21 protein-coding genes are annotated in these 23,359 nt (G+C 72.7%); 8 read left to right on the top strand and 13 right to left on the bottom strand.

Features of this window, described 5'->3' with window-relative positions:
• The 4 genes from ACSNOB_RS08670 to ACSNOB_RS08655 all read left to right on the top strand — a co-directional run bounded on the left by ACSNOB_RS08670 (window position 1) and on the right by ACSNOB_RS08655 (window position 4,724).
• Entirely contained in the window at window positions 1–1,047 is a 1,047-nt protein-coding gene (locus ACSNOB_RS08670; RefSeq protein ID WP_436686055.1) for a Gfo/Idh/MocA family protein, read from the top strand.
• Window positions 1,044–1,895 carry a PmoA family protein gene (locus tag ACSNOB_RS08665; RefSeq protein WP_436686054.1) on the top strand — a complete coding sequence of 284 codons (852 nt, stop codon included), beginning with the start codon at window positions 1,044–1,046 and terminating at the stop codon, window positions 1,893–1,895. The genes ACSNOB_RS08670 and ACSNOB_RS08665 overlap by 4 nt, the downstream gene beginning before the upstream one ends.
• Window positions 1,892–2,563: a cupin domain-containing protein gene (locus ACSNOB_RS08660; protein ID WP_436686053.1), complete on the top strand. Its 672-nt coding sequence runs from the start codon at window positions 1,892–1,894 to the stop codon at window positions 2,561–2,563. Before ACSNOB_RS08665 ends, ACSNOB_RS08660 begins: the two co-directional genes overlap by 4 nt.
• A gap of 73 nt (window positions 2,564–2,636) precedes the next feature.
• Window positions 2,637–4,724: a hypothetical protein gene (locus ACSNOB_RS08655; RefSeq protein WP_436686052.1), complete on the top strand. Its 2,088-nt coding sequence runs from the start codon at window positions 2,637–2,639 to the stop codon at window positions 4,722–4,724.
• A 218-nt stretch (window positions 4,725–4,942) separates the two neighbouring features.
• On the opposite strand, the gene ACSNOB_RS08650 is transcribed toward ACSNOB_RS08655, so the two are convergent.
• The 11 genes from ACSNOB_RS08650 to ACSNOB_RS08600 all read right to left on the bottom strand — a co-directional run bounded on the left by ACSNOB_RS08650 (window position 4,943) and on the right by ACSNOB_RS08600 (window position 16,011).
• Entirely contained in the window at window positions 4,943–5,398 is a 456-nt protein-coding gene (locus tag ACSNOB_RS08650; RefSeq protein WP_436686051.1) for a pyridoxamine 5'-phosphate oxidase family protein, read from the bottom strand.
• A gap of 124 nt (window positions 5,399–5,522) precedes the next feature.
• On the bottom strand, window positions 5,523–6,041 hold the full coding sequence (locus tag ACSNOB_RS08645; protein ID WP_436686065.1) for a helix-turn-helix transcriptional regulator: 519 nt from the start codon (window positions 6,039–6,041) through the stop codon (window positions 5,523–5,525).
• A 216-nt stretch (window positions 6,042–6,257) separates the two neighbouring features.
• Window positions 6,258–6,668, bottom strand: coding sequence for a VOC family protein (locus ACSNOB_RS08640; RefSeq protein ID WP_436686050.1), 411 nt, complete (start codon window positions 6,666–6,668; stop codon window positions 6,258–6,260).
• A 93-nt stretch (window positions 6,669–6,761) separates the two neighbouring features.
• Window positions 6,762–7,205 (bottom strand): SRPBCC family protein, encoded by a 444-nt coding sequence (locus tag ACSNOB_RS08635; RefSeq protein ID WP_436686049.1) that lies wholly within the window; start codon window positions 7,203–7,205, stop codon window positions 6,762–6,764.
• Window positions 7,206–7,219: 14 nt separating this feature from the next.
• Window positions 7,220–7,573 (bottom strand): ArsR/SmtB family transcription factor, encoded by a 354-nt coding sequence (locus tag ACSNOB_RS08630; RefSeq protein WP_436686048.1) that lies wholly within the window; start codon window positions 7,571–7,573, stop codon window positions 7,220–7,222.
• Window positions 7,570–8,031 (bottom strand): SRPBCC domain-containing protein, encoded by a 462-nt coding sequence (locus ACSNOB_RS08625; RefSeq protein ID WP_436686047.1) that lies wholly within the window; start codon window positions 8,029–8,031, stop codon window positions 7,570–7,572. The genes ACSNOB_RS08630 and ACSNOB_RS08625 overlap by 4 nt, the downstream gene beginning before the upstream one ends.
• Before the next feature lie 113 nt (window positions 8,032–8,144).
• Window positions 8,145–10,538, bottom strand: coding sequence for an ATP-binding cassette domain-containing protein (locus ACSNOB_RS08620; RefSeq protein ID WP_436686046.1), 2,394 nt, complete (start codon window positions 10,536–10,538; stop codon window positions 8,145–8,147).
• A 196-nt stretch (window positions 10,539–10,734) separates the two neighbouring features.
• Window positions 10,735–11,184, bottom strand: a complete 450-nt coding sequence (locus ACSNOB_RS08615; protein WP_436686045.1) for a helix-turn-helix transcriptional regulator — start codon at window positions 11,182–11,184, stop codon at window positions 10,735–10,737.
• An 18-nt stretch (window positions 11,185–11,202) separates the two neighbouring features.
• Complete coding sequence (locus ACSNOB_RS08610; protein WP_436686044.1) at window positions 11,203–12,423, bottom strand: MFS transporter; 1,221 nt, start codon at window positions 12,421–12,423, stop codon at window positions 11,203–11,205.
• A 76-nt stretch (window positions 12,424–12,499) separates the two neighbouring features.
• Window positions 12,500–12,982, bottom strand: coding sequence for a hypothetical protein (locus ACSNOB_RS08605; RefSeq protein WP_436686043.1), 483 nt, complete (start codon window positions 12,980–12,982; stop codon window positions 12,500–12,502).
• 143 nt (window positions 12,983–13,125) lie between these two features.
• Entirely contained in the window at window positions 13,126–16,011 is a 2,886-nt protein-coding gene (locus ACSNOB_RS08600; protein WP_436686042.1) for a tetratricopeptide repeat protein, read from the bottom strand.
• A 144-nt stretch (window positions 16,012–16,155) separates the two neighbouring features.
• Between ACSNOB_RS08600 and ACSNOB_RS08595 the strand changes: the two genes are divergently transcribed.
• Entirely contained in the window at window positions 16,156–16,446 is a 291-nt protein-coding gene (locus tag ACSNOB_RS08595) for a hypothetical protein (RefSeq protein WP_436686041.1), read from the top strand.
• Window positions 16,447–16,581: 135 nt separating this feature from the next.
• Window positions 16,582–16,929: a DoxX family protein gene (locus tag ACSNOB_RS08590; protein WP_436686040.1), complete on the top strand. Its 348-nt coding sequence runs from the start codon at window positions 16,582–16,584 to the stop codon at window positions 16,927–16,929.
• Window positions 16,930–17,048: 119 nt separating this feature from the next.
• Here the strand turns inward: ACSNOB_RS08590 and ACSNOB_RS08585 are convergent, their stop codons facing one another.
• Together ACSNOB_RS08585 and ACSNOB_RS08580 are read right to left on the bottom strand one after the other, a co-directional pair.
• Window positions 17,049–17,804: a class I SAM-dependent methyltransferase gene (locus tag ACSNOB_RS08585; protein ID WP_436686039.1), complete on the bottom strand. Its 756-nt coding sequence runs from the start codon at window positions 17,802–17,804 to the stop codon at window positions 17,049–17,051.
• Between the two features lie 16 nt (window positions 17,805–17,820).
• A complete protein-coding gene (locus ACSNOB_RS08580) occupies window positions 17,821–21,015 on the bottom strand; it encodes a BTAD domain-containing putative transcriptional regulator (protein WP_436686038.1) in 3,195 nt (1,064 codons plus the stop codon).
• A 149-nt stretch (window positions 21,016–21,164) separates the two neighbouring features.
• Between ACSNOB_RS08580 and ACSNOB_RS08575 the strand changes: the two genes are divergently transcribed.
• Window positions 21,165–22,184 (top strand): NADP-dependent oxidoreductase, encoded by a 1,020-nt coding sequence (locus ACSNOB_RS08575; RefSeq protein ID WP_436686037.1) that lies wholly within the window; start codon window positions 21,165–21,167, stop codon window positions 22,182–22,184.
• A 215-nt stretch (window positions 22,185–22,399) separates the two neighbouring features.
• Window positions 22,400–23,311 carry a zinc-binding dehydrogenase gene (locus ACSNOB_RS08570; protein ID WP_436686036.1) on the top strand — a complete coding sequence of 304 codons (912 nt, stop codon included), beginning with the start codon at window positions 22,400–22,402 and terminating at the stop codon, window positions 23,309–23,311.
• Window positions 23,312–23,359: the final 48 nt, after the last annotated feature.

The raw sequence follows: 23,359 nt of genomic DNA, 5'->3' as shown, positions 1-23,359 counted from the left end.
ATGATCCGAGTAGCCATCGTCGGCACCGGCGGCATCGCCGCCAGCTGCCACATCCCCGCCCTGCGCGCCGAGGCCCGACGCGCGCGGGTCGTCGCCGCCGTCGACGTCGACCAGGACCGGGTCAAACGCTTCTGCCACGAGCACGAGATCCCCGCCAGCTACGCCGACCTGGGCGAGATGCTGCGCGCCGAGCAGCCGGACCTGGTGCACCTGTGCACCCCGCCGTCGGCGCACGTCGAGCAGGTCACCACGTGCCTGCGCGCCGGCGTGTCGGTGTGGTGCGAGAAGCCCGTCTGCCTCTCTCTGGCCGAGTACGACGCGATCACCGCCGCGGAGGGCGCGAACGGCCCGTACGCCAGCGTGGTGTTCCAGCACCGGTTCGGCTCCGGCGCCCGGCACCTGCGCCGGCTCGTCGCCGACGGCACGCTCGGCCGGCCGCTGGTGGCCCAGTGCGTGACCGCCTGGTTCCGCGACCAGGCGTACTACGACGTGCCGTGGCGCGGGCGGTGGGACACCGAGGGCGGCGGGCCGACCATGGGACACGGCATCCACCAGATGGACCTGATGCTCTCCGTGCTCGGCGACTGGACCGAGATCCGCGCCATGGCCGGCCGACTCGAACGCCCGGTGCAGACCGAGGACGTGTCCGTGGCGGTCGTCCGCTTCGCCGGCGGCGCCATGGCGTCCGTCGTCAACAGCGTGCTGTCGCGGCGCGAGGAGAGCTACCTGCGCTTCGACTTCAGCCGGGCCACGGTCGAACTACGCCACCTGTACGGCTACCGCAACGCCGACTGGAGCTGCACGCCGCCGCAGCTGTGGCAGCCCGAGGACGACGAGCCCAGTTCGCACAGCGCCCAGCTCGCCCGGCTGCTCGACAGCCTGGAGCGCGGCGAACGACCGCCGGTCAGCGGCCACGCGGGCCGGCAGGCCCTCGAGCTTGTCACCGGCCTCTACGCCGCGGCGTTCACCGGCGAGGCGGTACGCCGCGCGGACCTCGGCCGCGACCATCCCTTCTACCACCGGCTCAACGGAGGCACGACGCTGTGAAGGACACCGGCACGGAACTGATCGCCGAACTGTCGGGCGTCGAGGTGTTCCGCTACGTGTACCGGCCGGACACGCCGGTCAGCGAGTCACCCAAGCCGTACTTCCATCCGATCCGGACGCTGGCGTCGGACGTGGTCACCGCCTACCGGCCGCACGACCATCGCTGGCACAAGGGCATCCAGATGACCGTGTCGCACCTGTCCGGCGAGAACTTCTGGGGCGGCGGCAGCTACGTGCACCCGGACGGCTACGTCGACCTGCCCAACAACGGCACCATGCGGCACACCGGCTTCAGTGCGCTGGGCCCGGACGGGTTCACCGAGACGTTGGCCTGGCACACTCAGGCCGGCGAGCACTGGGTCGACGAGCGGCGCGAGATCGCCGTACGCCAACTCGACGCCAGCGCCTGGCTGATGTCGTTCCACACCGACATTCGCAACGTGCACACCGGGGCGCTGCGGTTCGGCAGCCCGACCACGCACGGTCGGCCGATGGCCGGTTACAGCGGCCTGTTCTGGCGCGGCCCGCGCGCCTTCACCGACGGGGAGGTGCTCGCCGACGCCGACCGGTCCGGCCCGCGGCTCATGGGCGAACAGTCGGCGTGGCTGGCGTACGCGGGCCGCCACGACGAGGTCGACCGCTGCTCCACCCTGCTGTTCGTCGCCGCGCCCGGCACCACCTGGTTCGTGCGGACCACACCGTTCCCGGCGGTCAACCCGTCGCTGGCCTTCTTCGAGGAGGTCACGCTGGCCCCCGACGAGACCCTGTCGCTGGCCTACCGGATCGTGGTGGCCGACGGCGCGTGGGACCGCGAGCGGATCGAGTCGTGCCTGGCGGAGCTGCCGTGACCGGGAGCCTGCCGGGCGGCGTGGGCGTCTCGGCGCTGCGCGTCTACGACTGGCCCGCCGCGGACGGGCTCTGCGGCGGCACCCCGCACATGCACCTCGCCTGCGCGGAGGCGTACTTCGTCACCGGCGGCACCGGGGCGGTGCAGACGCTGACCTGGACCGGCTTTAGGGAGACGCCCCTGTCACCGGGGACGTTGCTGCACTTCGGCCCCGGTACGGTCCACCGGCTGGTCAACGGCGACGGCACGCTGCGCCTGGTCGTGATCATGGCGAACAGTGGCCTTCCGGAGGCCGGCGACGCGGTGCTGACCTTCCCGCCGGCGATCCTGGCCGACCCCGGGGCGTACCGCCAGGCGGCGCGGGCCGGCACGCCGGAGCAGGCCCGGCACCGGCGCGATCTCGCCCTCGAAGGGTTTCGGCTGCTGCGCGGCGGCGGCCAGGCGGCTCTGGCCGAGTTTCACCGGGCCGCCGCCGGTCTGGTCGCGCCGCTGCTCGACGACTTCGAGAGCCGGTGGCGCGGCGGCGCGCTGGCCGCCGCCGAGCTGACCGGACACCGCCTCGACCGGTTGCGCCGCGGTGATGTGAGCCATCTGCGGGAGGCCGAGGTCGTCACGACGCCCGCGCGGGTGGCACTCGGCATGTGCGGCAACCTCGACCGGTATGAGTGAGCAGCCACGGCAACCCGAGGCCGCGCGGAAGCACTTCAGGAAGACAACCTGGCAGCAAGGAGAGGGAAAAGCCGTGATCTCAAGACGCACACTCATCGCCGGGGTCCCCGTGGTGGCCGCGGCCGCCGCCTTCCCGGGGGCAGGCTCTGCCCTGGCCGCCGGGACGGAGTCGTTCGGCGAGGGCAACTACTACTTCGCGGTCGCTCCCGACGACGGCACGCCTGTCGACCGCTCGGGTGAACTCATTCCGTTCTCGCGCGGGGCACTGTTCGACCGCGACGCCACGGGAGTTGTCGGCTGGCGCGGAGGCGCCACCGCGCCGAAGACCGTCTCCATGGTCTTCGACCTGCTCAACGACTACCCGCTGGATCAGATCAAGGTCCTCAGTACCGCGCCGAACGACCTGTGGGGATTCGACGAGATCACGGTCACCTACCGGCCCGAAGCCAGCGCCACCTACCGCATCGCGGCCCGCGCGACCCGTGCCCGCACCGAGCTGGACTACCAGCTCACCGTGCCGATGAGCGGCACGACCGCGCGATTCCTGCGGATCGAGTTGCTCCGCAACAACCAGGGGCTGCACATCCCGCTCAACGAGATCCAGCTGGTGCTCGGCCCGGGCGAGCCGGGCCAGAATCCGGCTCCGGCGGCGAGCATCGACGGCATGCGGCAGGAGCTGTCCCGTTACACGCGGCTGGTCGACCGCTACGGGCAGTACCTGTACCAGACCTGGCCCGGCAAGGTCACCTCGGACGCGCAGTTGCGGGCGGAGGCGGCGCGGGAGGAAGCCAGGCTGGCCGGCGTCGAGTTCGACCTGTCCAGGTACGACCGCTACGGCGGCCTGCGGCAGCTCGGCAGGCACGGCGCGACGGGCTACTTCCGGCTGCAGAAGGTCGACGGCCGGTGGTGGTTCGTGACTCCCGATGGTCACCTGTTCTTCCTCAAGGCCGTCGACGCGCTGTCCGAGGAGGAATGGGGCTACGGCACGCTCTACCGCAACGCCGACGGAAGCCTGCGCGACGTGTTCGACGAACTGCCCGACCGGGGCCGCTTCGCCTCCGCGTACGCCGTCGTCGAGAACGGGCTGCACACCGTCAACTTCGTCAAGGCCAACCTGATGCGCAAGTACGGCGACGACTACAAGGCGAAGTGGCGGGACATCACCCGGCGGCGCATGATCGACTGGGGTTTCAACGCGCAGGGCAAGTGGCGCCGCGACGCGTCGATCGTCATGCCCTACATCGAGCGGGCACCCACACCGTCCGACGTGGTCAAGGTGCTGTGGGGCATCGATCCCTTCGACCCTGAGTTCTCCGCCAAGCTCGACCGCGCCTTCGACGCCTTCGGCCTGGCCAAGTTCCGCAACGATCCCTGGCTCATCGGCTACTTCTTCGAGAACGAGCGGGGGTGGAACCGGGACGTGGTGGCGGCCGTGCTGCGGCTCGACTCGTCGCTTGCCGCCAAGCAGGCGTTCACGCGGTACCTGGCGGCGACGTACGACGACGACCTGGCGCGCGTCAACGCCATGCTGGGCACCGCGGCCCAGTCGTTCCGGGCGCTGGCCGACGTGGTCATCGACGTCGACCGGGTGCCGGACAGGGACGTCAAGGCCTTCATCACGCAGGCGTCCAAGACCTACTACCGCAAGGTGCGCGACGCCATCCAGCGCCACGACCCGCACCATCTCTTCCTCGGATCGTGCCTCGTACCCACCTGGCGGACCAGCCCGGAGTGGAACGTGGGCGGCGTCGACTACCTCGACGCGATCTCGTTCGACTGGTACTCAGACAACGCCGACTACCTGCGCCAGTACGGCGTCCACGACAAACCGATCATCAACCTGGAGTTCTCCTTCTGCCATCCCGATCGCGGGCTCACCTCCCACAACCCGACCATCACCGCGACCAGCATCGCCAACCGGGGCGAGAAGTTCCGGGACTTCGTGCGGGCACAGGCCGCCAGCCCCGTGTTCGTCGGATCGGCGTGGTTCGTCCACTACGACCAGGCGGTCACGCGGAAACCCGGCTCCACCGAGGCGTTCAACATGGGCCTGATCAACCAGCAGGATCAGCCCTACCATGCGATGACCGACATCATGCGCGAGACCAACCGCGACCTGGAATCGGTGCACCAGCGAGGGGCAGGGTGGCGAGCGGGGTGACGGCTAGCGGCGTGACCGCCGGGCTGCGGCAGAGCCGCGACGGGCACCCGGCCTGGTGGGGGTAGACCCGCCCGCGCGGGACGTGGCGGGGCGGGCATGACCGCTCCGGAAAGGTCGACGAGGTTCGCTTTGCCTCGTCGACCTGTCCGAGGCGGGTCATGCCCGCGCTGCCCTCATCGCCGTCGACGCCACCGCGCGAGCCGGGCGCCCCGCGGCGATCAGCCGAGCCAGCGGCCGTCGCGCATGAGGACGCGTCCCCGCATCTCGTTCGCCTCCCGCCAGGCCTGGACGCGCCACGGCCGGATCAGGAAGTACTGGTAGGGCTCGTCGAGTTCGCGCGGGTCGAACCCGGTCCTGGCCGCGAACGCGTCGCCCGTGTCCGGGCCGAGGTCGGCGACGTCCACCGGCTCGGCGGTGCCGTCGACGATGACGACGTCGCGGGTCGGTCCGAGGCTGAGTCGCACCCGGCCGTCCGCCAGCAGGTTGCGGCCCGTGATGGAGGCACGCGGCGTCGAGATGAGGAACGCGGTCCCGTCCCACAGGTACGACAGCGGGATGAGGTGGACGCCACCCGGGGAGCCCGACGTCGCGACCCAGAGATCGACGTCGCCCTCGAGTCTCGCGCGGGTGTCCCGCAGCCTCTCCTCAAGCCCACGCGGCGGCGCGTCCGTCATGCTTCCTCCAGTCACGTCGTGCAAAGAGCCCTTCCCCGCGGGTGGGGCTGCGTCGGTCATCGGTCGGTCCGCCCGGCGGCCGTCTCGTGATCGGCGGCCGGGCGGGGCTGGCAACAGTGACACATCAGGCGTGGGCGCCAGCGAGGCGGCCCGCCGTGCGGCTCGGCCGGGGGCCGGGCCGGTGTCGTTCCTCGCCGAGGCCGGCGGCCCTCCCGACCGCGCCGTGGAGGGCTTGTCCGACACCGCCGTAGCCCACCGCCGCAGCTCCCGTCGCGCGGGCTGTCTCGGCCCAGGTGCCAGGCGGCACGCCGACGAGCTCGGTGAAGCGGGTGCTGAAGGTGCCCAGCGACGCACAGCCGACCGCGAAACACACCTCCGTCACGCTCAGGTCCCCCCGACGCAGCAACGCCATCGCCCGCTCGACCCGCCGCGTCATCAGATACGCGTACGGCGACTCCCCATAGGCCAACCGGAACTGCCGACTCAAATGCCCAGCCGACACGCTCACCCCACGAGCCAACGCCTCGACATCCAACGGCTGCGCAAACTCCCGATCAATGCGATCACGCACACGACGCAACCGCACAAGGTCACGCAGCCGCTGCGCGGCGGTGCGTGCGCGTGCCCATGAGGGGTGGCACATGGGAAACTCCTCCTCGTCGATGTTCGCGAGCACCCGGGTTGCCTGGCGGGGTGGGTGGCGAGGTGCTCGATGCGGAAAACGCCCCCCCTCGGCGGGCGCAGCATCGCCGTGCTCGCGATGTCGGTCGCCGAGGAGGTGGTCGAAGGGGGCGGCCTGGAGGCGCTGGCCGCCGGGTTCCTCGCCGGTGGGCGCGGCGCCGGCCGAATCGGTGACGGCTCAGCGAAGCTCCTGGATGCGGACCAGGTTGCCCGCGGGATCGCGGAAGGCGCAGTCACGCACGCCGTACGGCTGCTCGGTCGGCTCCTGGACGACCTCGACGTCGTCGCCCTGCAGCTTCTCGAAGGTGCCGTCGAGGTCCGGGGTGGCCAGCAGGATCCAACCGTAGGTGCCCTTGGCCATCATCTCGACGATGGTGCGGCGTTCGTCCTCGGTGATGCCGGGGTCGGCGGCCGGCGGCGCCAGGAGGATGGACGTGCCGGGCTGGCCGACGGGGCCGACCGTGATCCAGCGCATCTTGCCCTGTCCGACGTCGCTGCGGACCTCGAAGCCGAGGGCGTCGCGGTAGAAGGCCAGGGCCGCGTCCGGGTCGTCATGCGGCAGGACGCTCGTGTGGATGGTGATGTCCATGACGATCAGGCTAGGTGTGGCTCCGGGCCCGGGCTTCTCGAATCCTGATCGATCTGACCGACCGCTTCGGCGCTGGTCGGGGTCGTCGCCGGGTCAGTGCCAGTCGCTGATCTTCACGTCGCGCGGGTCGGGGGCGCCCTCGCCGGTCTCGAGGAACTGCTTGAGGCTCATCAGGAAGACGGCCCACTTGGTGCTGCAGTGGTGCATGAACTCGACCGGTTCACGCCAGCCCTCGTGCGTGAACAGCACGATCGTGTAGTCGCCGTCCTGACGCAGGTCCCACCGCACGCTGGTGCCGATCCACTCCTGCGGTCCGTCCACGACGTCCCAGCGGACGAGCCGGCCCGGGTCCAGCTCGGCGACCTTCATGTCGAACCCGCCCGCGGCGAACCGGAACTCGATCACACCGCCGAGGTCGGTCGCCCCCGACGTCTTCTCGGTCCACCAGCCGGACAGGCCGTCCAGGGTGGTGAGCGCGTCGTACACCTGCTCCGGCGAGGACTGCTCGACGCCGATGCGGTGGAGGATTTCTGCCATCTCCGTGCCCCTCTCTACCGCTTCTCGGTGTTCGTGTCCGTGCCGCGCTGGACCGCCTCGGCGATGCGCTTGATGCGCTGCAGACGGGAGTCCCAGGCGGCGCCGACGTCGGCGAGTTGGGCGACGGCGCGGGCGAGCTGGGCGTGGTCGACGTGGAACTGCTTCTCGCGGCCGGCGGTGCTGGCGTGTACCAGGCCGACCCGGTCGAGGACGACGAGGTGCTTCGCCACCGCCTGACGGGTGACCGGCAGGTGCTGGCTCAGGCTGGTTGCCGTCGCGGTGCCTTCGCTCAGCAGCAGGTCGAGCATCCGGCGTCGGGTCGGGTCGCCGACCGCCGACCAGAGGTCGTCGTCCACCGTCACGCTCACGCGTTCGCTCCGACCCTCGCGGCGTAGGCCGGCAGCCGCGGCAGGTAGAAGTCCCAGCCGGTGACGTGTGCGGCGTACTCGGCGGCGGCCTTCGCCTCGTCCCAGCCGCGCTCACGGAAACCGGTCTCGGTCATCCGCAGCAGCGTCCCCGTGCCGGCGGGCTCGATCTCGAAGACCACCAGGAACGAGTTGCCCGGGGCTGCGGACTCCCCCTCCTCGTGGGTCCAGCGGAAGGAGAAGAGCCGTGGCGGCACGGCGTCGACGACCGCGAACTGCACCCAGGTGCCGTCGCGCGAGCAGTCCCCGAAGCCGATGCGCCCCGCTCCCCCGGGCACGGCGGGGAACTCCGCCTCGTCCGGCCACCACTCACGCAGGTGCTCCGGGCTGCTCACCACGTCGAAGACGACCTCGGGTGAGGCGTCGATGTGGATTTCCCGCTCGATGGTTCCTGATTCCATGCTCGCCACCTTCTGCAACGTTTGGTTGCGCATCACGCTAACCGACGGGCGCGCGATGCGCAACCATTGGTTGCGCGAGCGTGTGGCTCGGGATGGACAAGCCCGACGGCCGGTCAGGTGCCGACGTAGGCCGCGAGGTGCTCGCCGGTCAGGGTGGAGCGGGCGGCGACGAGGTCGGCGGGCGTGCCCTCGAAGACGATCCGGCCACCGTCGTGGCCGGCGCCCGGCCCGAGATCGATGATCCAGTCGGCGTGCGCCATGACCGCCTGGTGGTGCTCGATGACGATGACCGACTTGCCGGAGTCGACGAGCCGGTCGAGCAGGGCGAGGAGGTGCTCGACGTCGGCGAGGTGCAGGCCGGTGGTCGGCTCGTCGAGGACGTAGATGTCGCCCTTCTCCGCCATCTGGGTGGCCAGTTTGAGCCGCTGCCGCTCGCCGCCGGACAGCGTGGTGAGCGGCTGGCCGAGGCTGAGGTAGCCGAGCCCCACGTCCGCGAGCCGGTCGAGGATCTTGTGCGCGGCCGGGGTTCGTGCGTCGCCGTCGGAGAAGAACTTCTCGGCCTCGCTCACCGACATCGCGAGGACCTCGGCGATGTTCCGGCCGCCCAGCGTGTATTCCAGAACCGACGCCTGGAACCGCTTGCCCTCGCACTCCTCGCAGGTGGACTCGACGGTGGCCATGACACCCAGGTCGGTGTAGATGACGCCGGCGCCGTTGCAGGCGGGGCAGGCGCCCTCGGAGTTGGAGCTGAACAGCGCCGGCTTCACGCCGTTGGCCTTCGCGAACGCCTTGCGGATGGGGTCGAGCAGGCCGGTGTACGTGGCCGGGTTGCTGCGTCGTGACCCGCGGATGGCGCCCTGGTCGATGACGACCACGCCGTCGCGGCCGGCGGCGGAGCCGTGGATCAGCGAGCTCTTGCCGGAGCCGGCGACGCCCGTGAGTACGCAGAGCACCCCGAGCGGGATGTCGACGTCCACGTTCTGCAGGTTGTGGGTCGACGCACCGCGGATCTCGAGGGCGCCGGAGGAGGAACGCACCGACTTCTTGAGGGTGGTCCGGTCGTCCAGGTGCCGCCCGGTGAGCGTGTCGCTGGCCCGCAACCCCTCGACGGTCCCCTCGAACACCACCTCGCCGCCCTCGGTGCCGGCACGCGGGCCGAGGTCGACGACGTGGTCGGCGATCGCGATCACTTCCGGCTTGTGCTCGACGACCAGCACGGTGTTGCCCTTGTCGCGCAGTTGCAGCAGCAGGTCGTTCATCCGCTGGATGTCATGGGGGTGCAGGCCGATGGTGGGCTCGTCGAAGACGTACGTGACGTCGGTCAGCGACGAGCCGAGGTGCCGGATCATCTTGGTGCGTTGGGCCTCTCCCCCGGACAGGGTGCCGGCCGGCCGGTCCAGCGAGAGATATCCCAACCCGATCTCCGTGAACGAGTCGAGGAGGTGTTGCAGCCCGGTGAGCAGTGGGGCGACCGACGGCTCGTCGAGGCCCCGGATCCATTCGGCCAGGTCGCTGATCTGCATCGCGCAGAGGTCGGCGATGTTCTTCCCCTTGATCTTGGAGGATCGGGCCTCCCCGCTGAGCCGGGTGCCGTCGCATTCGGGGCAGGTCGTGAACGTCACGGCCCGCTCCACGAAGGCGCGGATGTGCGGCTGCAGGGAGTCGACGTCCTTGGCCAGGAACGCTTTCTGGATCTGCGGGATGAGTCCCGCGTACGTCAGGTTGATGCCCTCGACCTTGATCTTGGTTGGCTCCTTGTGGAGCAGGTCGTGCAGCTCCTTCTTCGTGTACTTGCGGATCGGCTTGTCGGGGTCGAACATGCCGCCCTCGCGGAAGATCCGGCCGTACCAACCGTCCATGCTGTAGCCGGGGACGGTGATGGCGCCCTCGTTGAGAGACTTGCTGTCGTCGTACAGCTGGGTCACGTCGATGTCGTTGACCGAGCCCATGCCCTCGCAGCGGGGGCACATGCCGCCCAGGCGGGTGAAGGTCGCCTTTTCCGTCTTCGTCTTGCCGGCGCCGCGCTCGACGGTGATGGCGCCGCTGGCCTTCACGGAGGGGACGTTGAAGGAGTACGCGTTGGGTGGGCCGATGTGCGGCTGGGCGAGTCGGCTGAACAGGATGCGCAGCATCGCGTTCGCGTCGGTGGCGGTGCCGACGGTGGAGCGCGGGTTGGAGCCCATCCGCTCCTGGTCGACGATGATCGCGGTCGTCAGCCCCTCCAGCCGGTCGACCTCGGGCCGCGCCAGTGTCGGCATGAACCCCTGCACGAAGGCGCTGTAGGTCTCGTTGATCATCCGCTGCGACTCCGCGGCGATCGTGCCGAACACCAGCGAGCTCTTGCCCGAGCCGGAGACGCCGGTGAAGACGGTCAGCCGGCGCTTGGGGATATCGACGCTGACGTCCTTGAGGTTGTTCTCGCGCGCGCCGTGCACGCGGATCAGATCGTGGCTGTCGGCGACGTGCGGCGCAGGCGATTGCGTGTCGGTCGTCGTGGCCATGCTCATCGTGTCTCCCTCTGTGAGGCGGGACCGCTCTGGCGGTCCCCGTCGGCGTCGCCTGGCTCGATCTGTCCAGCGTCGAGCAGTATGTTTGGTTCCCTGCGGCTACCCTGCCGGACGGCTCGGCGCAGCTCGTTGCGGCGGTGGATGGCCGGGGGCGGCGTCCGCGTCGCGGGCGCGACGATCGTAGGGCTCACGGCGGTCACGCTAGGCGCGGCCGCGTGAGCGGCGCTTCTTGATTCCTGACCGGTCTCGTCACCTGCTTTTCGACGCACGGCGGCAGCTCCGCCGCCGCGCGGGCCGTCTGGGCCCGGTAGGTGCTGGGCGGCACGCCGACGAGTTCGGTGAAGCGGGTGCTGAAGGTGCCCAGCGACGCACAGCCGACCGCGAAACACACCTCCGTCACGCTCAGGTCCCCCCGACGCAGCAACGCCATCGCCCGCTCGACCCGCCGCGTCATCAGATACGCGTACGGCGACTCCCCATAGGCCAACCGGAACTGCCGACTCAAATGCCCAGCCGACACGCTCACCCCACGAGCCAACGCCTCGACATCCAACGGCTGCGCAAACTCCCGATCAATGCGATCACGCACACGACGCAACCGCACAAGGTCACGCAGCCGCTGCGCGGCGGCGGATGTGCTGCTCACCGTGCGATCGTAGTCGCGCTAGGCTTCGTGCGCCGTCAGCGTCCCACCTCGCGCCGCGTCCGGCCCGGGCCCGGCGCGCCCCGCGGGCGGGACGGCCGGCCGGCGCGCGAGGGTCAGCACGCACACCAGGCACAGGGCGGCAGCCGCCACGAGCGTCGGGCGGCCGCCGAGGTGAACGGCGGCGGAACCGAGCGGAATCGCCAGCGCGACCGGACCGAACATCGCGGTGTTGGCGGTCCCGGACACCCGGCCGAGCATCGCCGCCGGCGTGTGCGTCTGCACCGCGGTCACCGCGGCGACCAGGGCCCAGGGCAGGCCGACGCCGGCGAGCACCGAGGCGGCGACGGTGCCGGGCCACCAGGGCAGGCACCGCACCAGGCAGCTGGCGGCGAACAGCGTCGTGCCGGCGACGCCGACGGTGACCGGACCCCACCGGGCGATGAGCCGGCCCACGACGAGGCCCCCGAGGACGGACCCGACGCCCTGCGCGCTGAGCAGCACGCCGAGGAACGTGGTCGGCAGGCCCAGGTCGATGGTGACGACCGCGTAACCGGCCGCCGTGGTGAAGCCGGACATGGCGATCGACACGGCGGCGAGCGCGACGCTGACGCGCGTCGCGCGCTGTGCGGACAGGGCGGCGATCCCCGCGCGGAAGCCGCGCGGGCGCGCGGCCGGCGGCCCGGGTGGCGTCCGCGTCAGCCGCACGGCCGGGTACAGGGCGGCCACCAGGACCGGCATCGCCGCGCTGAGCACGACGACCGCGTGACCGCCGTGCCAGGCGTAGAGGCCCGCGCCGGCCAGCGGCGCCACGAGCTTCATGCCCTCCTGGGCGCTGGAACGCCAGCCGTTGACGTTCGCCAGTTCCGTGGGCGGCAGGGCGGCGGGCAGCAGCGCCGTCTCCCCGGCGTCGATGAGCACGTAGCTGACACCGTAGGCGCACGACACGGCGAGGATGAGCCACGTCTGGCCCGGTCCCCGCACGGCGAGGAGACTCAGCAGAACGGTGGCCAGCGCGAGGTTGGTCGCGATCACCAGCGGCCGTCTCGGTGCCCAGTCGAGCAGGCCGCCCAGCCAGGGGCCGGCGAGCACCGGGGCGTAGACGCAGAGCCCGGCGAGGGCCGCGAGGCCGGTGGAGCCGGTGAGGTCGAGGATCCAGATTCCGGCGACCAGCGACATGGCGGTGCTGCCGAAGCCCGACAGCAGCGAGATCGCCACGAACAGCCCGGCGTTGCGGCGCATGGGTCCTCCAGGTTGAGCGGGGACGACTCAGATCCTCAGGCGTTGAGTGATTCCCGCGCAACCTTGTCGGGGATCGTCAAGGATCCGTTGACAGCAGCGCGTCCAGGCTGGCTGCGACGGCCCGCGCCGGCGCCGGCAGCCGTGCGTCTGCGGCTTCGGCCAGGTCGGCCGCGAGGAGCGAGGCCAACGCGTACAGCGCGCCCGGGTCGGCGTCGAGTGCCGCCTCCACCGTCTCGCGCACGAGGGCCGCGCGCCGGAAGCGCGTGTCCCACCGCCGGTCGGCGTCGATCCACCGCCGCAGGTCCCAGACCGCACGGCGGATCGCCGCGATCCGCGCCGAGTACGCGGCGTCGCGCTGCTGTCGCCGTGACCGTCGTAGGGCTGCCAGGCGCTGCCGGCGCTGCTCCGCGGCCTGCCGGCTGCCGAGGCCGAGAGCGGCGGCGATCTGCGCCCACGTCGCGCCCGCGTGCCGCGCGCGGTCGATCAGGTCGAGTTCCCGCTCGTCGAGCCGCGCGCGCTCGGCGACGACGTCGGCCAGCTGCGCGATCTCGGGCATCATCGGTCAACGGTACGTTGACAGGCATCCGATGGTGGGGCTGCCCTGCCGCGGCTCGCGACCGACGTGGCCACCCGGCCGCGCCGCACCCGACCCGGCGGACCTCCGCCGTGGCGGGCGCGGCGGTCGCCCGGCGGGCGCGGCGGTCAGCCGGGCGGGCGGGCGAGCAGGGCGCGCAGCTCGCGGGGCTCGGGCTCGCCGAGCTGCGCGTACAGGCTGAGGGCCTGCTCGGCGTTGTCGCGGGCGGCCGTCGGCGCCTGCCCGGCGTGGGCGTACGCCAGTCCCTCGTGGGCGCGAGCCTGTTCCAGTCGGTCGCCGACGTCGCGGGCGACGGCCAGCGCGCCGCGGTGGTGCTCGGCGGCCCGGGCCTGGTCGCCGTCGCCGGCGGCCACGTCGCCGAGCCCGTTGAGCGCCCGCGCCTCGCCGCGGCGGTAGCCGAACCGCCGGTACAGCTCGAGGGCCTGCCGGTGGTGCTCGCGCGCCTCGGCGAGTGCGCCCTGCCGCCGGTGTGCCCGGCCGAGGTTGTCGAGCACGTCGGCCTCGCCGCCCGGGCTGCCGACCTCCCGGAACAGGGTGAGGGCGCGGTGGAGGGCGTCGTGGGCCTGCGGATGCCGACCGGCCTGCGCCTGGACGGCCCCGAGGGTGTTGAGGCCGACCGCCTCGCCGAACCGGTCGTGTCGCCCGCGGAACAGCTCGATCGCCCGGGTGAGGTGTTCGGTCGCCCGGGCGTGGTCGCGTCGCTGCTGGTGCACGCTGCCCAGGCCGTGCCAGGCGCGGGCCTCGGCCACGTCGTCACCGGCCGCCCGGCCGTGCTCGACGGCCTGCGCGAACTGATCCCCCGCGCTCCGGTAGGCGCCCTGGACGAAGGAGAGCCAGCCGAGGTCGGCGAGGCTCCGCGACTGCGCGCCGTGGTCGCCGAGCCGCCGGCCGGCCGCCAGGGCGGCGGTGTAGATGTCGCGGGCGTCGGCGTGGTGGGCGTTGTCGTAGAGGTAGCGGTAGAGGATGGTCGCGAGGTTGGCGGCGTGCGTCGGCCAGTCGCCATCGGCGGCGCGGGCACAGACGGCGGCGAGGTTGGCGCGTTCGGCGTCGAGCCAGGCCCCGGCGGATGCGGTGGTGAACTCTCGTGCGGCGGCCGGCGGCGCGACCGGCGGTCGGCGGTGCCTGGTGTCCGGGTACAGCACGTCGATGGCGGCCGCGGCGGTGCGCAGGTAGTAGTCGAACAGCCGGGTCAACGCGGCGTGGCGGCTGTCGTCGGTGTCCTGCGCGGCGCACGTCGCGCGGGCGTGCTCGCGCAGCAGGTCGTGGAACGTGTAGCGGGCCGGCTCGTGTTGGGCGAGCATGTGCGCGTCGAGCAGGTGTTCCAGGTCGGCGTCGGTGTCGTCGGCGGGGGCGTCGGCGAGTGCCGCGGCGGCGGGGGCGTCGACGTCCCGGCCGGGAAGCAGGCCCAGCAGGCGGAAGAGTCGTTGCTGGCGTGGGGGCAGGTGCTGGTAGGACAGGGTGAACGCGGCGGCGACCCCCCGTTCGGCGGTGGCCAGCTCGGTCAGCCGGCGTCGCTCGTCGCGGAGGCGGTCGGCCAGGTGCTCGACGGTCCACCGCGGTCGGTGGTGCAGTCGGGCGGCGGCGATGCGGACCGCCAGCGGCAGGAATCCGCACATGCGCAGCACCTCGCCGACGGCCGCGTACGAGGCGCGGGCGCGGTCACCCACGATGCTGGTGAACAGGGCGACCGCGTCCGGTGTGGGCAGCACGTCGATCGAGAGGGTGTGGGCGCTGTCGAGGTCGACCAGCCGGCGTCGGCTGGTGACCAGGACCAGGCTGTCGGTGACGCCGGGCAGCAGCGGGCGTACGTGGTCGGTGTCGGCGGCGTTGTCGAGCACGACGAGCACGGACCGGCGGGCGAGTTCGGCTCGCCACCTCGCGGAGCGCTCGGATTCGCCCAGTGGGATGTGATCGGGTGCCACGCCGAGTTGCCGCAGCAGCGTGTGCAGGGCGGTGGCGGCGTCGACGGGTGGCTGGCCGGCGGTGTGGGCCCGGAGGTCGACGAAGAGTTGCCCGTCGGGGTAGCGGTCGGCGAGGCGGTGGGCCGCGTGCACGGCGAGTGCGGTCTTGCCGACGCCGGCCATGCCGTCGATCGTGCAGATCCGGGGCGCCGGGCCGGTGAGGAGGCGGTCGAGTTCGACGGTGCGGCCGGTGAAGTCCGCCACGTCGTACGGCAGGAAGTTGGCGGCGCGGTCGGTCTGCCCGGACGCCGGGTGGGGCGGCGGGGTTTCGGCGGTGACGACGGGTTCCGGTTCAGGGCCGCGCAGGATGCTCTGCTCGACGGCGAGGAACGCGCGGCCGGGGTCGAGTCCCTGCAGTTCGGCGAGGCTGTCGCGGTAGCGGCGGGCGGCGGCGAGGGCGTCGGTCTGTCGCCCCGCGGCGTGCAGGGCGCGCATGAGCTGCCCGGCGAGGCGCTCGCGCAGCGGGTAGGCGGCGACCCAGGTGGCGAGTTCGTCGATCAGGGCGTCGTGGCGGCCCAGTGCCAGCTCCAGCTCGGCCAGCCGTTCCACCGCGGCGAGGCGCCGCTCTTCGAGGCGGGCGCGGGTGCCGCGCGCGTAGGCGGCGTTGACGCCGGTGAGGGCGTCGCCGCGCCACAGGGCCAGGGCCTCGCGGAGCCGGTCCGTCGCGGTGCGGGGGTCGGTGGCGGCGAGGCGCTGCGCCGTCACGGTCAGCCGGGTGAACTCGGCGAGGTCGAGGGTGTCGGGCTCGGGCGTGACGACGTAGCCCGCGGCCCGGGTGGCCAGGGTGTCCTCGGTGCCGGCGGTGCGCAGGACCCGGCGGATGGCGGTGACGGCGGCGTGGATCTGGGCGCGTGACGTGTCGGGCGGGGTGTCGGCCCACATCGCGGTGGTCAGCCGGTCGGGGCCGATCACGGTGCCGGCGTGCAGCAGGAGGTACGCCAGGACGGCGCGGTGGCGGGGGGCGAGGCCGTCCAGGGGTCGCCCGTCGGCGCTGACCTCGACGGGGCCCAGCAGCGCGAAGCGCACCGTCACCGTCTGCCCCCCCCTCGCCCGGTGCTCCGATCGTGGATCGGTCGAGGACGCATCGTAGACGCATCGCGGATGTGTCAACGCCGCCGCACATGATCCTTCTGTCACAGCCCGGCCGACGACGTCGACCGCTCGAAAGGAAAGATCATGACTGCTGTCCGCGTACATCACTACTCCGTCGACCCGGCGAACCTGGAGCAGCTGCTGGCTCGCCGGGCCCAGTTGATCGCCGGGATCCGTTCCGGCTTCCAGGGTCTGCTCGAGACGCGGCTCGTCCGGCTGGACGACGGCACCTACCACGACGTGTGGCGGTGGGAGAGCGCGGAGCAGCTGGCGGCCGCCCTGGCGGCGTCGGCCAGCTTCCCGCCCGTGGCGGCGACGATGGCGCTCACCCACGACGGCACCGTGCAGAACGGCGAGATCGTCGACGAGCGCTGACGTCCGCGCCCGCGGTGGTCGTGGCGCGCCGGTCCGGGTCCATCGCGGCGCCGGCCTCCCCGCCGCCGTATGCGCCGCCGGCCGGCGAGACGGGTCCGGACCGGCACCGGTTCCACGAAGACGAGGAGTGAAGCAATGTCCACTGCCTACACGATTGTCACCGTGGCGGCCGCGCTGTGGGTCGGGTTCTCCGCGGCGTCGGTGTTCCTGCGGGCCCGGTGGGTGGTCGAGCCACTCGCCGACTACGGCGTGCCGCGCTCGTGGTGGCCGTGGCTCGGCGTCGCCAAGGCCGCCGGGGCCGCGGGGCTGCTGGTGGGCCTGGCCGTGCCGGTGATCGGCGTCCTGGCCGGCGTCGGCCTGGTGCTGTACTTCACCGGGGCCGTCGTCACCGTCCTGCGGGCCCGGTCCTACTCCCACGTGCCGTTCCCGCTGTTGTACCTGGCGCCGGTCGTCGGCGCGATGGCGCTGGGGTTCGCCGCCTGAGCACGGACCCGGTCGGTGCGGTGGTCCGCCGCCGCACCGACCGGGCGGTCGCCGAACCGCCCGTCGGGCAGGTGCTGAGCAGGGCATGCCGACGTGCGTGGTCCGGCCGCCGCGCCGGCTCACCGGCCGGCGTCGGTGGGGCGGCGGCCGAGGACGAGGGTGGTGCGCAGTCGCAGGACGACCGGAGCGTCGAGGCCGTCGACGAGGCGGCGCAGCGCGGCCATCCCGCGGGTCCGGTCCTGCGGGCCGAGGGTCCGGTACGGGCCGAAGGTCGCGACGAGTTGCAGGTAGCGCTCGGTGGGCAGCGGGATGTCGCGGTGCAGGTGCGTGGCCTGGATGTCGGTGAACAGGCCGCTGTCGCTGATGTCGCGGTGGAACCAGCCGGCGGGTCGTTCGGGCGCCGTGGGGACCGCGGAACGGAAGAAGCCGTCGAGTGCGCGGGACTGCCCGGGGTCGGCGTAGTCGTACTTGTGGCCGAACACGGCGAGGGTGCCGCCGGGGATGAGCGCGTCGTGGGCGCGCCGGTTGCGGGTGGCGGGGTCGAGCCAGTGCCAGGCCAGCGCGCAGGCGATCAGGGGTACGCCGCCGGCGGGCGGCCGCCACCGTTCGAAGGTCGAGGTGACCACGCGGGCCTGCGGGAACCTGGCGGTGAGCCGGGCGGCCATCCGGGCGTCGGGTTCGACGCAGGTGACGGGCGCGCCGAGGCGCAGCAGCACGGCGGTGCCCTTGCCGGTGCCGGCGCCGATCTCGGCGACCGCGTCGGGGGTGCCGCCGTGGTAGGCGCGGACGAGGTCGGCGAGTTCGCTCGGGTAGTCGGGACGTACGTCGTCGTAGAGGTCGGCGACGTCGCCGAAGACACCGGTCACGTCGTCCATCGTGGCACGGGACGGCTCAGTGGGGCTGCGGGCAGGCGGCGGTCAGGTGCTCGGTGTCGGCACCGGATCGCCGGCCCTGTTCGTACCGGGCGGTGAACTCCTCGTCTCCGAGGCTGCGGCGCACGGCGGCGGTGATGCGGTCGACGTCGCCTCGTTCGGCCTGCGGCAGCGGGGCGCCGACCGACTCGCGCAGTGCCGTGGCCGCGCCCAGCAGGCCGGCGGCGTGCGTCGTGTCGCCGGCGAGCGCCCGCGCCCCGGCGAGGCCCTCGAAGGCGAGGGCGACCGCCCGGGGGTCGCCGATCCTGCGGGCGGCGGCGAGCCCGTCCAGGTGCACGCGCAGGGCCTTCTCGGCGTCGCCGCGTTGCTCGGCGGCGAATCCGAGTTCCGCCAGGACCAGTGCCAGGCCGGGCTCCCCGTCGACGCCGCGCAGCCAGTCCACCCACTTGGCGAGGTGGGCGTCGACCAGTTCGTACCTGCCCTGGCGGCGGGCGCTCAACGCCAGCCCCATCTCCGCGAAGTGCTCGGCGACCGTGTCGAACTGCCCGGCGCCGACGCGCCTGGCCCGTTCGTGGAAGTCGTCGGCGGCGGCGAGGTCGCCGGTGAGCAGCGCGATCCGGCCGAGTCCGGAGAGCCGGAACGAGACCTCACTCCAGAGGGAGAGCTCCTCCGCCATCCGCAGGCCGTCGCGGTGCAGCCGCGCCGCCAAGGGATAGTCGCCGGCTATCTCGGCGAGTTCGGCGAGCGTGTTGGTCGCCTTGACCTGTCCCCAGCGGTCGCCGAGTTTCCGGAAGAGCGCCTCGCTGCGCGTCGCGTCACGCCGCGCGTCGGCCAGTTCGCCGCGGGCCCGGGCGATCGTGGCCCGTACGCTCAGCGCGGCGGCGGTGCCCCAGGTGTCGTCGAGGTCGCGGAAATCGGCCAGCGCCGCGTCGAGCAGGTCGGCGGTGGCGGCCAGACCGGTGAAGCCACGTTGGGCGTACGCGACGAACCATCGGGCCCTCGCCCGGGCGCGGGGGTCGCTGATGGTCTCGTACGGGACCTCGCCCGGGCCGGTGGCCGGGTCGGTGCCCGCGTCGAGCAGGAGTGCCATGCCCGCCCGCCAGGCGGCCACCTCGCCGTCCGCGCACAGTGTCGACGCCAGGTCCAGGGACCGGCGGGCCTCGGTCAGCCGGCCGCGCAGGACCCAGTACCAGGACAGCGCGTTGACCAGCCGGGCGGCGCTGTCGGCATCGGCCGAACGCACCGCGGTGTCGAGGGCCACCCGGAGGTTGGCCCGCTCACGGTCGAGGCGTTCCAGCCACCGCCGCTGGTCGGGCCCGTGCAGGTGCGCTCGGGCGTGTTCGGCCAGGTGGAGGTGGTGGCGCAGGTGCCGGCGCCGCGTCTTGTCGTGCTCGTTCGCCTCGTGGAGGCGTTGCGCGCAGTAGTCCCGGACCGATTCCAGCAGGAAGTACCTCGGGCCGTCCGGGCTGTCCGTCACGGCGACGAGGGAGCGGTCCACCAGACGGGCGAGTTGGTCGAGGACGTCGATGCCGTCCTCGGCGGCGACCTGCTCGGCCGCCGTCAGCGTGCACCCGTCGGCGTGCGCGCTGAGCCTGCGCAGGACCATCCGCTCGGGCGCCGACAGCAGCTCCCAGCTCCAGTCGATCATCGCGCGGAGGGTCTGCTGCCGGGCCGGCGCGCCGCGCCTGCCGGAGACCAGCACCCGGAACCGGTCGTCGAGGCGGGCGGCCAGTTCGTGCACTCCGAGCGCGCGTACCCGGGTGGCGGCCAGTTCCAGCGCGAGGGGAATGCCGTCGAGGCGGCGGCAGATCGCGCTGACCGCCGCCGCGTTGCCCGGGTCGAGGGCGAACCCGGGCGCGGCGGCGGCAGCCCGGGTCACGAAGAGTTCCACGGCGCTGAAGTGGGCCGGGTCGGCGGGCTCGGCGTCGGGGCCGGGCACGTCCAGCGGCGCGACGCTCCAGAGTTGCTCGCCGGGGATCGCGAGGGACTCCCGACTCGTGGCCAGGACGCGTACGTCCGGTGCGGCACGCAGCAGTGCCTCGGTCAGCGTGGCGACCGGCCCGACGACGTGCTCGCAGTTGTCCAGCACGAGGAGCAGCCGCTTCGGCCGCAGGGCTCCGGCGAGTCGGTCCAGCGGGTCGCCGGCGGCGGTAGCCATGTCGTCGCGGATGTCGAGGACGGAGGCCACGACGTCGGCCAGCGCCGCCGGACGGGGGTCGCGGGCCCGGTCGAGGCCGGCGAGTTCCACCAGCCAGGTCCCGTCGGGGAACATGTCGACGGCGTCGCGGGCTACCGCCAGGGCGAGTTGGGTCTTGCCCACTCCCCCCGGGCCGGTGAGCGTGACGAGACGCCGTGACCCCAGCAGGGCACGGAGCTGTGTCACGGCCTCTGCCCGCCCGACCAGGCTGGTCAGCGCGGCGGGCAGGTTGGTGCGGGACCGCGCCGCGGGGGTCGACGTCGCCGGGCCCAGCGCGGGGTCCTGCCTGAGGATCGCCTCGTGCAGCGCGACGAGCGTCGGGCCTGGGTCCACGCCGAGCTCGTCGGCGAGTCGCTCCCGCAGCTCGGCGTAGCCGGCCAGCGCCTCACCCTGCCTGCCCGCCAGGTACAGGGCGCGCAGGTGCACGGCGCGCAGCCGTTCCCGTAGCGGGTGGCGCGCCACCAGGTCGACGAGCTCACCCGCCAGCACGGCGTGTTCGCCGAGCTCCAGCCGCGCCTGCGCATGCTCCTCCAGCGCCAGCAGCCGCTCCTCGGCGAGCCGGGCGGCCACCGGCCGGGCGAACTGCTCGTCGGCGAAGTCGGCGTACGCCGGTCCCCGCCACAGCGCGAGCGCGTCGGTCAGCAGGTCGGCGCGCACGCGTGGATCGTGTGCCGCGCGCGCCTGGGCGGTGAGGGTCCGGAAGCGGCCGACGTCGGTCGCGGTGGGGTCGAGACGCAGGAGATAGCCGGGTGGTTGCGAGACCACCAGGTCCCGACTCCCCGGTTCGGCGGTGTCCAGGGCCCGGCGTAGCTGGGACACCCTCGTGTGCAGGGTGTTGGTGGGGTTGCGGGGCAGTCGTCCGCTCCACAGGTCGTCGATGAGCCGGTCGGCCGACACGGGGCGTCCGTCGTGCGTGAGCAGGTCAGCCAGCAGCGCGCGGACCTTCAGCTCGGGGATCCGTACGGGCCGGCCGTCGGCCGTCCAGACGGCCAGCGGGCCGAGCACCCCGAAACGCATGACGGCAGGTTATCCGAGCGGTGCGGCCATGATCGGGCGGCTGTGGCTGGGTGTCGGGCGACCCACAGCGAACCTGGGGAGGACCTGAAGTGCCGGCCCGCAGGGTGGAGGGCGTCAAGGAACGACCCACTGTGGCGAAGGGCAATGACATGAGTGACAGCACGATCGTCGGCCGCGAGATCCGCCTGGTCTCCCGCCCGGTCGGTGAGCCGGGACCGGAGAACTTCGAGGTGGTCGAGGTGGCGGTGCCGCAGCCGGCGCGGGGGCAGATCCTGGTCCGCAACACCTGGATGTCGGTCGACCCCTACATGCGGGGTCGGATGGACGACGTCGAGTCGTACATGCCGCCGTTCCAGCTCGGCGTGGTGATGGACGGGAGCGCGGTCGGCGAGGTGGTCGCCTCCGGCGTCGCGGAGATCCCGGTCGGGGCTACGGTGTCGCACTTCCAGGGCTGTCGCGAGTACGTCGTCCTGAACGCTGCCGAGGCGGTCGTCGTCGACACCACCATCGCCCGTCCCCAGGACTACCTGGGTGCGCTCGGGACGACCGGGCTGACCGCCTACCTCGCGGTCACCGAGATCGCCCCGGTGAAGCAGGGCGACACGGTGTTCGTCTCGGCGGCCGCGGGCGCGGTCGGCAGCGTCGCCGGGCAACTCGCCCGCAAGTTCGGCGCGGCCAGAGTGATCGGCTCGGCCGGAGGTCCGGAGAAGGGCAGGAAGCTGGTCGAGAACTTCGGCTTCGACGCCGCCATCGACTACCGGGCCGGCTCGTTGACCGAGCAGCTCGCCACGGTCGCGCCCGAGGGCATCGACGTCTACGTCGACAACGTCGGGGGCGACCACCTGGAGGCCGCCCTCGACGCCATGAGGGTGCACGGCAGGGTCGCCCTGGTCGGCATGATCAGCGGCTACAACGCCACCGAGCCGGTGCCCGGCCCCGGCAACATCTACGCCGCCGCCACGAAGCGGCTGACCCTGCGCGGCGTGCTGGTCAGCGACCATCTGCACCGCTTCGGCGAGTACATCGCAGACGCGGCGGGCTGGCTCGCCGACGGCACCCTGCACACCGAGGAGACGGTGGTCGAGGGCATCGAGCGGGCGCCGGAGGCGTTCCTCGGCGTGCTGCGCGGCGCCAACACCGGCAAGATGCTCGTCCACCTCGCCTCCTGACCGCCGACAACAGCAGGAATACGGAATTTGCGCGGAGCACCGCCCTGAGCGAATTCCTGCTACCGGCTGCGAGTTCAGGTGCCGCAGTGCCGGCCAGCGCCGGTACGCACGGCTGACCGACCGATGGTCCTTCCCCGCCGCCCTGTCGTGCGGGCCCCGCCTTCCGCAGCGGGCCCGCACGGCCGGCGGGTCCCCCTCTTACACAGGAGCAGACGATGCAAGCATTGATCTACGACCCGGCCGCTCCGCACCGCCTCCGGCTCGGCGCCGCGCCCGACCCGGTGCCCACGGCAGGGCAGGCACTGGTGCGGGTGGCGGCTGTCTCGCTCAACTTCGGCGAGATCGCGTTCCGACCCACCGACGGACAGGTCGGGCACGTCTCCGGATGGGACGCCGCGGGCGTCGTGGTCCGGGCCGCCGACGACGGATCCGGCCCGGCGGTGGGCACGAGGGTGGTCACCTTCGGCTGGGCCGGCGCCTGGGCCGAGTTGCGCGCCGTGGACACGAACAATCTGGCTGCCGTGCCCGAGGGCGTCGACCTCGGGCTGGCCAGCGCGCTCCCGGTCGCCGGCGTCACCGCGCTGCAGGCGGTGCGGCGGCTGGGACCGCTGATCGGCCGCCGGGTACTGATCACCGGCGCGTCCGGCGGCGTCGGGCGGTACGCGACGCAGCTCGCTGCCCGCGCCGGCGCACACGTCATCGCCTCGGTGGGCAGCCTTGCCCGCGCCGAAGGGCTTCGAGAGCTCGGGGCGGCGGAGATCGTCGTCGGGCCGGCGAACCTCTCCGAGCGGGTGTACGGCGTGCTGGACAACGTCGGCGGCGGGCAGTTGGCCGACGCGTACCACCGGCTGCAGGACGGTGGGATCGTCCAGGCGATCGGCATGGCGTCGCGCGAGCCCACGCTGATCGACTTCGAGCAGGCGCGCACCTCCGTCGACCGGGGACGGTTGGAGACCTTCAACGTGGCGACCCCGTTCGGCGACGACCTCGCCTACCTTGTCGGGCTGCTGGACAAGGGTCACCTGGACGCGCAGGTCGGCTGGCGCGGCCCGTGGCAGCGGGCCGCGGCCGCGGCCGAAGCCCTGCTCGCCCGTCAGGTCCCCGGCAAGGCGGTCCTCGACCTGTGAGCCGGTCGGGCGCCGCCCGCCGGGTGGCGTCGGGCGGACCGCGCCCGT

Origin of the sequence: Micromonospora sp. URMC 106, assembly GCF_051386395.1 — a bacterium.
Lineage (GTDB): Bacteria > Actinomycetota > Actinomycetes > Mycobacteriales > Micromonosporaceae > Micromonospora.
Note: the sequence above shows the minus strand (reverse complement) of the source record. Positions and strands in the feature narration are given on the sequence as shown.

What these genes read in the sequence shown, in the direction of transcription:
- ACSNOB_RS08575 (WP_436686037.1), top strand. Translation starts at nt 21,165, where the DNA reads ATGAGTGACAGCACGATCGTCGGCCGCGAGATCCGCCTGGTCTCCCGC.
- ACSNOB_RS08580 (WP_436686038.1), bottom strand. Translation starts at nt 21,015, where the DNA reads ATGCGTTTCGGGGTGCTCGGCCCGCTGGCCGTCTGGACGGCCGACGGC.
- ACSNOB_RS08620 (WP_436686046.1), bottom strand. Translation starts at nt 10,538, where the DNA reads ATGAGCATGGCCACGACGACCGACACGCAATCGCCTGCGCCGCACGTC.
- ACSNOB_RS08585 (WP_436686039.1), bottom strand. Translation starts at nt 17,804, where the DNA reads ATGGACGACGTGACCGGTGTCTTCGGCGACGTCGCCGACCTCTACGAC.
- ACSNOB_RS08670 (WP_436686055.1), top strand. Translation starts at nt 1, where the DNA reads ATGATCCGAGTAGCCATCGTCGGCACCGGCGGCATCGCCGCCAGCTGC.
- ACSNOB_RS08645 (WP_436686065.1), bottom strand. Translation starts at nt 6,041, where the DNA reads ATGTGCCACCCCTCATGGGCACGCGCACGCACCGCCGCGCAGCGGCTG.
- ACSNOB_RS08590 (WP_436686040.1), top strand. Translation starts at nt 16,582, where the DNA reads ATGTCCACTGCCTACACGATTGTCACCGTGGCGGCCGCGCTGTGGGTC.
- ACSNOB_RS08625 (WP_436686047.1), bottom strand. Translation starts at nt 8,031, where the DNA reads ATGGAATCAGGAACCATCGAGCGGGAAATCCACATCGACGCCTCACCC.
- ACSNOB_RS08610 (WP_436686044.1), bottom strand. Translation starts at nt 12,423, where the DNA reads ATGCGCCGCAACGCCGGGCTGTTCGTGGCGATCTCGCTGCTGTCGGGC.
- ACSNOB_RS08640 (WP_436686050.1), bottom strand. Translation starts at nt 6,668, where the DNA reads ATGGACATCACCATCCACACGAGCGTCCTGCCGCATGACGACCCGGAC.
- ACSNOB_RS08605 (WP_436686043.1), bottom strand. Translation starts at nt 12,982, where the DNA reads ATGATGCCCGAGATCGCGCAGCTGGCCGACGTCGTCGCCGAGCGCGCG.
- ACSNOB_RS08635 (WP_436686049.1), bottom strand. Translation starts at nt 7,205, where the DNA reads ATGGCAGAAATCCTCCACCGCATCGGCGTCGAGCAGTCCTCGCCGGAG.
- ACSNOB_RS08650 (WP_436686051.1), bottom strand. Translation starts at nt 5,398, where the DNA reads ATGACGGACGCGCCGCCGCGTGGGCTTGAGGAGAGGCTGCGGGACACC.
- ACSNOB_RS08595 (WP_436686041.1), top strand. Translation starts at nt 16,156, where the DNA reads ATGACTGCTGTCCGCGTACATCACTACTCCGTCGACCCGGCGAACCTG.
- ACSNOB_RS08570 (WP_436686036.1), top strand. Translation starts at nt 22,400, where the DNA reads ATGCAAGCATTGATCTACGACCCGGCCGCTCCGCACCGCCTCCGGCTC.